General features: G+C 71.1%; 11 protein-coding genes. 5 read left to right on the top strand and 6 right to left on the bottom strand.

Annotated features, from left to right (window positions below):
* Positions 1 to 168: 168 nt before the first annotated feature.
* Together ACZ66S_RS30325 and ACZ66S_RS30320 are read right to left on the bottom strand one after the other, a co-directional pair.
* Positions 169 to 285, bottom strand: a complete 117-nt coding sequence (locus ACZ66S_RS30325; RefSeq protein WP_086724758.1) for an SGM_5486 family transporter-associated protein — start codon at positions 283 to 285, stop codon at positions 169 to 171.
* A 108-nt stretch (positions 286 to 393) separates the two neighbouring features.
* Entirely contained in the window at positions 394 to 1,755 is a 1,362-nt protein-coding gene (locus tag ACZ66S_RS30320; RefSeq protein ID WP_469904724.1) for a CynX/NimT family MFS transporter, read from the bottom strand.
* Between the two features lie 73 nt (positions 1,756 to 1,828).
* Here ACZ66S_RS30320 and ACZ66S_RS30315 point away from each other — a divergent pair, with 73 nt between their 5' ends.
* On the top strand, positions 1,829 to 2,524 hold the full coding sequence (locus ACZ66S_RS30315) for a FadR/GntR family transcriptional regulator (RefSeq protein ID WP_469904723.1): 696 nt from the start codon (positions 1,829 to 1,831) through the stop codon (positions 2,522 to 2,524).
* On the opposite strand, the gene ACZ66S_RS30310 is transcribed toward ACZ66S_RS30315, so the two are convergent.
* The 3 genes from ACZ66S_RS30310 to fabG form a co-directional block, all read right to left on the bottom strand.
* On the bottom strand, positions 2,499 to 2,852 hold the full coding sequence (locus ACZ66S_RS30310; RefSeq protein WP_469904722.1) for a hypothetical protein: 354 nt from the start codon (positions 2,850 to 2,852) through the stop codon (positions 2,499 to 2,501). The two genes, ACZ66S_RS30315 and ACZ66S_RS30310, sit on opposite strands and share 26 nt — an antisense overlap.
* 159 nt (positions 2,853 to 3,011) lie before the next feature.
* Entirely contained in the window at positions 3,012 to 3,779 is a 768-nt protein-coding gene (gene fabI, locus ACZ66S_RS30305) for an enoyl-ACP reductase FabI (protein ID WP_469904721.1), read from the bottom strand.
* Between the two features lie 5 nt (positions 3,780 to 3,784).
* Positions 3,785 to 4,504, bottom strand: coding sequence for a 3-oxoacyl-[acyl-carrier-protein] reductase (fabG, locus tag ACZ66S_RS30300; RefSeq protein WP_469904720.1), 720 nt, complete (start codon positions 4,502 to 4,504; stop codon positions 3,785 to 3,787).
* A gap of 256 nt (positions 4,505 to 4,760) precedes the next feature.
* Between fabG and ACZ66S_RS30295 the strand changes: the two genes are divergently transcribed.
* From ACZ66S_RS30295 to tyrS, 3 genes are read left to right on the top strand one after another with little or no spacing between them, the layout of a single operon-like run.
* Entirely contained in the window at positions 4,761 to 6,284 is a 1,524-nt protein-coding gene (locus ACZ66S_RS30295; RefSeq protein WP_469904719.1) for a TldD/PmbA family protein, read from the top strand.
* Positions 6,281 to 7,675: a metallopeptidase TldD-related protein gene (locus ACZ66S_RS30290; protein WP_469904718.1), complete on the top strand. Its 1,395-nt coding sequence runs from the start codon at positions 6,281 to 6,283 to the stop codon at positions 7,673 to 7,675. Before ACZ66S_RS30295 ends, ACZ66S_RS30290 begins: the two co-directional genes overlap by 4 nt.
* A gap of 57 nt (positions 7,676 to 7,732) precedes the next feature.
* Positions 7,733 to 9,001 carry a tyrosine--tRNA ligase gene (gene tyrS / locus ACZ66S_RS30285; RefSeq protein ID WP_469904717.1) on the top strand — a complete coding sequence of 423 codons (1,269 nt, stop codon included), beginning with the start codon at positions 7,733 to 7,735 and terminating at the stop codon, positions 8,999 to 9,001.
* 63 nt (positions 9,002 to 9,064) lie between these two features.
* Here the strand turns inward: tyrS and ACZ66S_RS30280 are convergent, their stop codons facing one another.
* The gene (locus ACZ66S_RS30280) at positions 9,065 to 9,343 is read right to left on the bottom strand and encodes a GlsB/YeaQ/YmgE family stress response membrane protein (RefSeq protein WP_365465319.1); all 279 of its coding nucleotides are present in this window, start codon (positions 9,341 to 9,343) and stop codon (positions 9,065 to 9,067) included.
* Positions 9,344 to 9,588: 245 nt separating this feature from the next.
* On the opposite strand from ACZ66S_RS30280, the gene ACZ66S_RS30275 reads away from it, so the two are divergent.
* Entirely contained in the window at positions 9,589 to 9,987 is a 399-nt protein-coding gene (locus tag ACZ66S_RS30275; RefSeq protein WP_469904716.1) for a DUF3099 domain-containing protein, read from the top strand.
* Positions 9,988 to 10,018: the final 31 nt, after the last annotated feature.

Raw genomic sequence — 10,018 nt, 5'->3', positions numbered from 1 at the left:
ACGGCTCGATCACCGCCCACGACTCATCAGTCAGCTCATGACGACGCACCACGAACAGACCAACGACACGGGCACTTTGCGGACACGACCTAGGGGATGTGGGGTTAACCCCACCCTCCGCCCCGTCCCGTCGGCCCCGGCGTCGGGCCCGGGGGCGGGTGACCGGGGTCAGGGCGAGGCGATCGTGGCGATGATCGCGATGACGACGAAGATGGCGAAGAACGAGCCGAAGACCAGCAGCATCTTCTTCTGGCCGTTCTGGGGGTTCGGATCGAGCACTGGCATACGGCCAGTCTCGCACCCCGGTCCCCTGCCGGGGCGACCAGGGTGGCTCTCCTGCCGAGACGCCGAGGCCACCGAGGTGACCCTCCTGCCGAGGCTCCCGGAGACGCCTCAGCGGGCGGCCTCCTCCTCCACCGTACGGTCGCGGCCCGCGAGCACGCCGACGGCCATCTGCGGGACCATCAGGCCGATCATGAGCGCGATGGGCAGGCCCCAGCCGCCGCTGTGCTGGTAGAGCACGCCCACCAGGAGCGGCCCCGGGATGGAGATCAGGTAGCCGGTGCTCTGCGCGAACGCGGAGAGCTGGGCGACGCCCGCGCCGGTCTTGGCGCGCATCCCGACCATGGTGAGGGCGAGCGGGAAGGCGCAGTTGGAGATGCCGAGCAGGACGGCCCAGGCCCAGGCGCCGGAGGCGGGGGCGAGGTAGAGGCCCGCGTATCCGGCGAGACCGCAGACGCCGAGGGCGATGACGATGGGGCCCTGGTGCGGCAGCCGGGTGGCCACGCGCGGGATGACGAAGGCGAGCGGGACGCCCATCACCATCGTGACGGCCAGCAGCAGCCCCGCGGTGCCCGCGGGCACGCCCGCGTCCCGGAAGATCTGCGCCATCCAGCCCATGGTGATGTAGGCGGCGGTGGCCTGGAGCCCGAAGAAGACGGCGAGGGCCCAGGCGGTCCGACTGCGGGTGATCCGCAGCGGGGCGTGGTCCTGGCGCGCGTGCACGTGCCGGACGGGTCCGGCGCCCTCCACGCGCGTGTGCACGTTCTGGACCACCTTCGGCTCCGCCGGCGCGGGCCCCCGGTCGCGCACGAGCGGGATCCACGGCACCACGGCGGCCGCGGCGAGGACCGCCCACACGGTCAGCCCGGACTGCCAGCTCCCGCCCAGCGCCTCGGTCACCGGGACGGTCACGGCGGCCGCCGCGGAGGTGCCGAGGGCCAGGGCCATCGAGTACAGGCCGGTCATGGAGCCGACCCGGTCCGGGAACCAGCGCTTGACGATGACCGGCATCAGGACGTTGCTGACGGCGATGCCCATGAGGGCGAGGGCGCTGGCGGCCAGGAAGCCCGCGGTGGAGCCCGTGTACGGCCGTATGAGCAGGCCTGTGGTGATGGCGACCATGCCCGCGCAGACCACCGCGCCCGCGCCGAAGCGGCGGGCCAGGCGGGGGGCCATGACGCCGAAGACGGCGAAGCACAACGGGGGCACCGAGGTGAGCAGGCCGGCCACGCTGCCGCTCATGCCGAGTCCGTCGCGCACCTCTTCGAGGAGGGCGCCGAGACTGGTGATGGCGGGGCGGAGGTTGAGGGCGGACAGCACGATGCCGACGACGACCAGGCGCACCGCCCACGCGCGCGGGGCGGGCACCGCGGCTCCCTCCTGCGGGCCGGGCGCGGAACCCTCCGCGATCGCGGAAGGGCGTGCCGTCGCGGGCTTCACGGTCCGGGTTTCCTCGCTTGCCATGTCCCCCATCATAGAATCATGGGATGATTGGTTGTCCATTCCCGGGGCGCCCGCTGTCGTCCCGGCCGTGCGAAGGTGTGCCATGCCCCTGAGCCATCCCCGCCGTTCGGCGCTGTCCGAGCAGGTCATCGCCGCGTTGCGCAACCAGATCACCTCGGGCGAGTGGCCGGTCGGCTCCCGGATCCCGACCGAGCCGGAGCTGGTCGAGCAGCTCGGGGTGGCCCGCAACACCGTCCGCGAGGCCGTCCGCGCGCTCGCCCACAACGGCCTGCTGGACATCCGCCAGGGCTCGGGGACGTACGTCGTGGCCACCAGTGAGCTGGCCGGCGTGATGCACCGCAGGTTCGCCGACGCGGATCCCCGGCACGTCGCCGAGCTGCGCTCCACCCTGGAGTCGTCCGCGGCACGGCTGGCCGCCGAGCGGCGTACCGAGAAGGACCTCAAGCAGCTCGACGCGCTCCTGGTGCGGCGCGAGGAGGCGTGGGCGTCGGGTGACGCGGAGGCCTTCGTGACGGCGGACACCACGTTCCACCTGGCCGTGATGGCCGCCTCGCACAACGACGTGATGACCGAGATGTACGCGGACCTCGGCGAGGTGGTGCGGGACTGGCTGCGCGAGGACGTCGGCGAGGAGCTGACGCCGGAGACGTACATGGACCACACCCGGCTCGTGGACGCGATCCGCGCGGGTGATGCGACGGCGGCCGCCGAGGAGGCGGCCGGCTACCCGTTCCTGTGCCGTCCGGGACGGTTCAGCGCGCCAGCTTCCGGTGGCTGACCCACACCGAGCGGACCTCTTTCCAGCACCGGCCGGTCAGCCGCACGGTCTGCGCGGGCCCGGCCTCGACCTCGGGGCCGTCGGTGTCGAGGTCCCACCAGCGGTCGCACTCGATGTGCAGACGGACGCCGTCGGTGCGCGGATAGGGGTTGTGGCAGTAGGTGGTCACCCGCGAGCCGGTGATCCTGCTGCGGCAGGAGGCGCCGAACAGCTCCGCGGGAGCGGCTCCGGGCTCCTCCACGCGTGTGTGCGACATCGCTTCGTACGACAGGGACATCACGAGACAGACGGCTGCGGTCGCTGAGGCCAGGCTGCGGGACAGGCGCACAAGGGGACCTCCTCGGCCGTACGGGGGAGGGAATCACGGGTGAACGCGTGATCCAGCGTGCCCAGTTGTGGCCGGTGGCCGCCCGACCTGGTGGGCCGAACGGGTGAGGGCCCGCGTCGACGAGGACACGGGCCCGGGCACCGGGAGGAGGGCGCGGCGTCAGGCGCCGATCGCGTGCAGGCCGCCGTCCACGTGGATGATCTCGCCCGTGGTCTTCGGGAACCAGTCGCTCAGCAGGGCGACGATGCCCTTGCCGGCCGGCTCCGGGTCCTTGAGGTCCCACTCCAGCGGGGAGCGGTTGTCCCAGACCGCGGCCAGGTCGCTGAAGCCCGGGATGGACTTGGCGGCCATGGAGGCGAGCGGGCCCGCGGAGATCAGGTTGCAGCGGATGTTCTGCTTGCCGAGGTCGCGCGCGACGTAGCGGCTGGTGGCCTCCAGGGCGGCCTTCGCCGGGCCCATCCAGTCGTACTGCGGCCACGCGTACTGCGCGTCGAAGGTCAGGCCGACGACCGAGCCGCCGTTCTGCATGAGCGGCAGGCAGGCCATGGTGAGCGACTTCAGGGAGTACGCCGAGACGTGCATGGCGGTGGCCACGGACTCGAACGGCGTGTTCAGGAAGTTGCCGCCGAGCGCGTCCTGGGGCGCGAAGCCGATCGAGTGCACGACACCGTCGAGGCCGCCGAGCTCCTCGCCCACGACGTCGGCCAGCCGGCCGAGGTGCTCGTCGTTGGTCACGTCGAGCTCGATGACCTTGGTGGGCTTGGGGAGCTTCCTGGCGATGCGCTCGGTCAGCGTGGGCCGCGGGAACGCGGTCAGGATGATCTCCGCGCCCTGCTCCTGGGCCAGCTTCGCGGCGTGGAAGGCGATGGAGGACTCCATCAGCACACCGGTGATCAGGACGCGCTTGCCCTCGAGAATTCCGCTCATGGTGTTCAGTGACCCATTCCCAGTCCGCCGTCAACGGGGATGACGGCTCCAGTGATGTACGAGGCGTCGTCCGAGGCGAGGAACCGCACCGTCGCGGCGACCTCCTCGGGCTGCGCGTAACGACCGAGCGGCACCTGCTTCACGATGCCCTCACGCTGCTCGTCGGTGAGCACCTTGGTCATGTCGGTGTCGACGAAGCCGGGCGCGACGACGTTGAAGGTGATGTTGCGCGAGCCCAGCTCACGGGCGAGCGAGCGGGCGAAGCCGACCAGGGCGGCCTTGGAGGCGGCGTAGTTGGCCTGGCCGGGGCCGCCGTAGAGGCCGACGACCGAGGAGATCAGGACGACGCGGCCCTTCTTGGCGCGCAGCATGCCGCGGTTGGCGCGCTTGACCACGCGGAAGGTGCCGGTGAGGTTGGTGTCGACGACCGAGGTGAAGTCCTCCTCGGACATGCGCATCAGGAGCTGGTCCTTGGTGATGCCGGCGTTGGCGATCAGGACCTCGACCGGGCCGTGCTGGGCCTCGATCTCCTTGTAGGCCTGCTCCACCTGCTCGGTGTCGGTGATGTCGCACTTGACGGCCAGGCAGCCCAATTCGGTCAGGGCGGCCGGCGGCTCACCCGAACGGTACGTGATGGCGACCTTGTCGCCGGCATCGGCGAACGCGCGGGCGATGGCGAGGCCGATGCCCCGGTTGCCTCCGGTGACGAGAACCGAGCGGCTCAACGGATCACCCTTTCCATTGGTCTGACACACCCGCCCGAACACCTGGATGACAGGCGGCTTCTCCGAAAACCTATCGGGCCGCTCCCGCCGAGGGACATTCGGGCACCGACAGTGGCTTACGGGACTCGCTGTCGGGTCCCTACAGAAAGATGCCGACAGCGGGCACAAACGTGTGGTCGGCACACGGGTCGCCGCGACATGATCGGGGCTACCGTCGCCCACCCCCGTGCCGACATGCCAACAGAAAGAGACCCAGGTGCCTCATACCATCGACGAAGCCTTCACAGCGCTTCCGCTACGCGCCCTCGCCGACGCCGCGCTGGCACGCGCGCGTGCGCTCGGCGCCGAGCACGCGGACTTCCGGTTCGAGCGGGTGCGCAGCGCGTCCTGGCGGCTGCGGGACGCCAAGCCGTCCGGGTCCTCGGACACCACCGACCTCGGGTACGCGGTGCGGGTCGTGCACGGCGGCACCTGGGGCTTCGCGTCGGGCGTGGACCTGACGATGGACGCCGCCGCCAGGGTCGCCTCGCAGGCCGTGGCGATGGCGAAGCTCTCCGCCCAGGTGATCCGCGCGGCCGGGTCGGACGAGCGGGTGGAGCTGGCCGACGAACCGGTGCACTCCGACCGTACGTGGATCTCGTCGTACGAGATCGACCCGTTCTCGGTGCCCGACGAGGAGAAGGCCGCGCTGCTCGCGGACTGGAGCGCCCGGCTGCTGGGCGCGAACGGCGTCAACCACGTCGACGCCTCGCTGCTCACCGTGCACGAGAACAAGTTCTACGCCGACACCGCGGGCACCGTGACCACGCAGCAGCGGGTCCGGTTGCACCCGTCCCTGACGGCCGTGTCGGTCGACGAGTCCAGCGGCGAGTTCGACTCCATGCGGACCGTCGCGCCGCCGGTCGGACGCGGCTGGGAGTACCTCACGGGCACCGGCTGGGACTGGGAGAGCGAGCTGGAGCAGATCCCCGAGCTGCTCGCCGAGAAGATGCGCGCGCCCAGCGTCGAGGCCGGCCTGTACGACCTCGTCGTCGACCCGTCCAACCTCTGGCTGACCATCCACGAGTCCATCGGACACGCCACCGAACTGGACCGGGCGCTCGGCTACGAGGCCGCCTACGCCGGCACCTCCTTCGCCACCTTCGACCAGTTGGGCAAGCTGCGCTACGGCTCCGAGCTGATGAACGTCACCGGTGACCGCACCGCCGAGCACGGCCTCGCGACCATCGGCTACGACGACGAGGGCGTCGCGGGCCAGTCCTGGGACCTGGTGAAGGACGGCACCCTGGTCGGCTACCAGCTCGACCGGCGGATCGCGAGACTGACCGGGTTCGAGCGGTCCAACGGCTGCGCCTACGCCGACTCCCCCGCCCACGTCCCGGTGCAGCGCATGGCCAACGTGTCGCTCCAGCCGGACCCGGCGGGCATGTCGACGGAGGACCTCGTCGGCAGCGTGGACCGCGGCATCTATGTCGTCGGGGACCGGTCCTGGTCGATCGACATGCAGCGCTACAACTTCCAGTTCACCGGCCAGCGGTTCTTCAGGATCGAGAACGGGCGGATCACCGGGCAGTTGCGGGACGTCGCCTACCAGGCCACCACCACCGACTTCTGGGGCTCGATGGCCGCGGTGGGCGGCCCGCAGACCTACGTCCTCGGGGGCGCCTTCAACTGCGGCAAGGCCCAGCCGGGGCAGGTCGCGGCCGTGTCGCACGGCTGCCCGTCGGCCCTCTTCAAGGGCGTCAACATTCTGAACACCACGCAGGAGGCCGGTCGATGAGCGCCCGCACCCACAAGCCGCACGAGATCGTCGAGCGGGCCCTCGCGCTGTCGCGGGCGGACGGCTGTGTCGTGATCGCCGACGAGCAGTCGACCGCCAACCTGCGCTGGGCGGGCAACGCGCTCACCACGAACGGCGTCACGCGCGGGCGCACCCTCACCGTCGTCGCGACCGTCGACGGCAAGGAGGGCACCGCCACCGGGGTGGTCTCCCGGTCCGCGGTCACCGCGGACGAGCTGGAGCCGCTGGTGCGGGCCGCGGAGGCCGCCGCGCGCGGTGCCGGGCCCGCCGAGGACGCCCAGCCGCTGGTCACGGGCGTACCGGAGTCCCCGGACTTCACGGACGCGCCCGCCGAGACCTCCTCGGCCGTCTTCGCCGACTTCGCGCCGGCGCTAGGCGAGTCCTTCGCACGCGCGCGTGCGGGCGGCCGGGAACTGTACGGCTTCGCCAACCACGAGCTCGTGTCGACGTACCTGGGCACCTCCACGGGGCTGCGGCTGCGCCACGACCAGCCCAACGGCACCCTGGAGCTGAACGCCAAGTCGCCGGACCGGACCCGCTCGGCCTGGGCCGGCCGCTCCACTCGGGACTTCAAGGACGTCGACCCGGCGGCGCTGGACGCCGAGCTCGCCGTACGCCTGGGATGGGCCGAGCGGCGGGTCGGGCTGCCCGCGGGGCGGTACGAGACGCTGCTGCCGCCGACCGCCGTGGCGGACCTGCTGATCTACCAGTTGTGGTCGGCGTCGGGCCGGGACGCGGCCGAGGGGCGGACGGTGTTCTCCAAGCCGGGCGGTGGCACCCGCGTCGGCGAGAGGCTGAGCGAGCTGCCGCTGACCCTGCGCAGCGACCCGCACGAGCCGGGTCTTGAGTCGGCGCCCTTCGTGGTCGCGCACTCCTCCGGAGGGGACCAGTCGGTGTTCGACAACGGTCTGCCGGTCGCCGCCACCGACTGGGTCCGGGAGGGGGAGCTCGCCCACCTGCTGACCACGCGGCACAGCGCGGGGTTGACGGGGCTGCCCGTCGCGCCGGCGGCCGGCAACCTCGTCCTCGACGGCGGCCAGGACATCTCCCTGGAGGAGATGGTCGCGAACACCACGCGCGGGCTGCTGCTGACCTGCCTCTGGTACATCCGCGAGGTCGACCCGGCCACGCTGCTGCTGACCGGGCTGACCCGGGACGGGGTGTACCTGGTCGAGAACGGCGAGGTCACCGGCGAGGTCAACAACTTCCGGTTCAACGAGTCGCCGGTCGGTCTGCTGGGGCGGGCCACGGAGGCGGGGCGGACCGAGAAGACGCTGCCGCGGGAGTGGAGCGACTACTTCACCAGGGCCGCGATGCCGGCGCTGCGGGTGCCGGATTTCAATATGAGTTCTGTCAGCCAGGGCGTATAACCTCGTAGCCGACAGTCACCCGACTGCCCGAGGACCTTTCGAGGAGATACGAGAACCGTGACGGACATCGTCGACGAGCTGAAGTGGCGGGGGCTGTGGGCCCTGTCCACTGACGAGGACGCTTTGCGCAAGGCGCTCGCGGACGGTCCCGTCACGTTCTATTGCGGTTTCGACCCCACCGCGGCCAGCCTGCACGTCGGGCACCTGGTGCAGGTCCTCACCATGCGCCGGCTCCAGCAGGCGGGCCTGCGCCCGCTGGCGCTGGTGGGTGGGGCGACCGGCCAGATCGGCGACCCGCGCCCCACGGCCGAGCGCACGCTGAACGACCCGGAGACGGTCGCGAACTGGGTGAGCCGGCTGCGCGCGCAGATCGAGCCGTTCCTGTCCTTCGAGGGCGAGAACGCCGCGGTGATGGTGAACAACCTGGACTGGACGGCCGGGATGTCGGCCATCGAGTTCCTGCGGGACATCGGCAAGCACTTCCGCGTCAACAAGATGCTCACCAAGGACTCGGTCGCGCGCCGGCTGGAGTCCCAGGAGGGCATCAGCTACACGGAGTTCAGCTACCAGCTCCTGCAGGGCATGGACTTCCTGGAGCTGTACCGGCGCTACGGCTGCACGCTCCAGCAGGGCGGCAGCGACCAGTGGGGCAACCTCACCGCGGGGCTCGACCTGATCCACCGGCTGGAGCCCGACGCCTCGGTGCACTGCCTGGCGACACCGCTGATGGTCAAGGCGGACGGCACCAAGTTCGGCAAGACCGAGGGCGGCGCCGTCTGGCTCGACCCGGAGATGACGACACCGTACGCGTTCTACCAGTTCTGGCTGAACGTGGACGACCGGGACATCTCGACGTACCTGCGCATCCTGTCCTTCCGGTCCCGTGCGGAGCTGGAGGAGCTGGAGAAGCAGACCGAGGAGCGGCCGCAGGCCCGGGCCGCGCAGCGGGCGCTGGCGGAGGAGCTGACGACGCTGGTGCACGGCGCCGACCAGACGGCCGCGGTGATCGCCGCTTCGAAGGCTCTCTTCGGGCAGGGCGAGCTGGCGGGTCTCGACGAGCGGACGCTGACGGCGGCGCTCTCGGAGGTGCCGCACATCCGGGTCGCCGAGCTCGGTGCCGTGGTGGACCTGTTCGCCGAGGTCGGGCTCGTGGCCAGCAAGTCGGCCGCGCGGCGCACGGTGAAGGAGGGCGGGGCCTACGTGAACAACGTCAAGGTCGCGGCCGAGGACGCGGTGCCCGCCGAGGCGGACCTGCTGCACGGTCGCTGGCTGGTGCTGCGCCGGGGCAAGAAGAACCTGGCCGCGGTCGAGGTCGCGTCCGCGTAGTCTCCTGGCACGTCGGAAGGGGGCGCTCTCCTCACGGAGGGCGCCCCCTTCGTCGTACGGCTGTCAGATCCGCCGTTTCCGCTTGCCCAGGGTCGCCATGTAGAGCATGTCGCCGACGGCGACGATGATGATCGCGGCGATGAGCTGGAAGACGTGTCGGCTCCAGTCGATGCCGGGGGTCTCGTCCACGCCGAACCCGCGCGCCATGGCGTTGCCGGCGATGGCGCCGAGCATGCCGAAGATGGTCGTCAGCCAGAGGGGACTGTGCTGCTTGCCGGGGATGATCGCCTTCGCGATGAGGCCCAGCACGAATCCCACGATGATCGCCCACAACCAGCCCATGGCTGCCTCCTCGTACGGCTCTACGTGAGCATTACGGCCAGTGTCGGTCCGTTCGCACTACGCCGCATGTCGGGTACGGCTGTACGTGCCGGGGGTGAGGTGGCCGGCCCCGGTGGGAGGTGCCCCGGTCTCGTAGGCGGCGCAGGCGCGGCGTACCGTGGAAGCTGTCCCGGCCCGGTGCTTCCACCGGGCGCGGAGCGGATGCGGGGCCGGAGAAGTCCGATGCGGGCGGATGGTGGAATGTGATGCGGAAGCAGCATGCCGGCGGCGGCGCCCAGGTGTTCCGGATCACCGGAGCCCGGACGAGCCTCCAGGAGGACGTGCGTGGACGTCAGCGCCGGTACGTCATCTCGATGACGGTCCGTACGCTGTCGGTGGTGCTCGCGGCCACGCTGTGGAACGTCGAACGGCACGTCGCGATCGTGGCGCTGGTGCTGGGGGCGGTTCTGCCCTACATCGCCGTCGTCATCGCCAACGCGGGGCGGGAGAACGCGCCCTCGCTGCCGTCGACCTTCGTGACCGTCCCGGTCCGGCCGATGATCATGCCGCCGCGGGCCGAGGACGAGGCCGCGGAACCCGCGCCGGAGGGCGGCACGGGCGGTGCCGCGTCGGGCGTCCGGGGGGAACCGCGCGAGCGGACATGACAGGTGTTCCCGGCATCAAGCTCAAGAAAAG

The sequence above is a fragment of the Streptomyces sp. NPDC107471 genome, assembly GCF_055582845.1.
This window is presented reverse-complemented; position numbering and strand designations above follow the sequence as displayed.

Coding starts and splice junctions, on each gene's coding strand:
- ACZ66S_RS30275 (WP_469904716.1), top strand. CDS start 9,589: ATGCGGAAGCAGCATGCCGGCGGCGGCGCCCAGGTGTTCCGGATCACC.
- ACZ66S_RS30315 (WP_469904723.1), top strand. CDS start 1,829: ATGCCCCTGAGCCATCCCCGCCGTTCGGCGCTGTCCGAGCAGGTCATC.
- fabI (WP_469904721.1), bottom strand. CDS start 3,779: ATGAGCGGAATTCTCGAGGGCAAGCGCGTCCTGATCACCGGTGTGCTG.
- ACZ66S_RS30320 (WP_469904724.1), bottom strand. CDS start 1,755: ATGGGGGACATGGCAAGCGAGGAAACCCGGACCGTGAAGCCCGCGACG.
- ACZ66S_RS30325 (WP_086724758.1), bottom strand. CDS start 285: ATGCCAGTGCTCGATCCGAACCCCCAGAACGGCCAGAAGAAGATGCTG.
- ACZ66S_RS30290 (WP_469904718.1), top strand. CDS start 6,281: ATGAGCGCCCGCACCCACAAGCCGCACGAGATCGTCGAGCGGGCCCTC.
- ACZ66S_RS30280 (WP_365465319.1), bottom strand. CDS start 9,343: ATGGGCTGGTTGTGGGCGATCATCGTGGGATTCGTGCTGGGCCTCATC.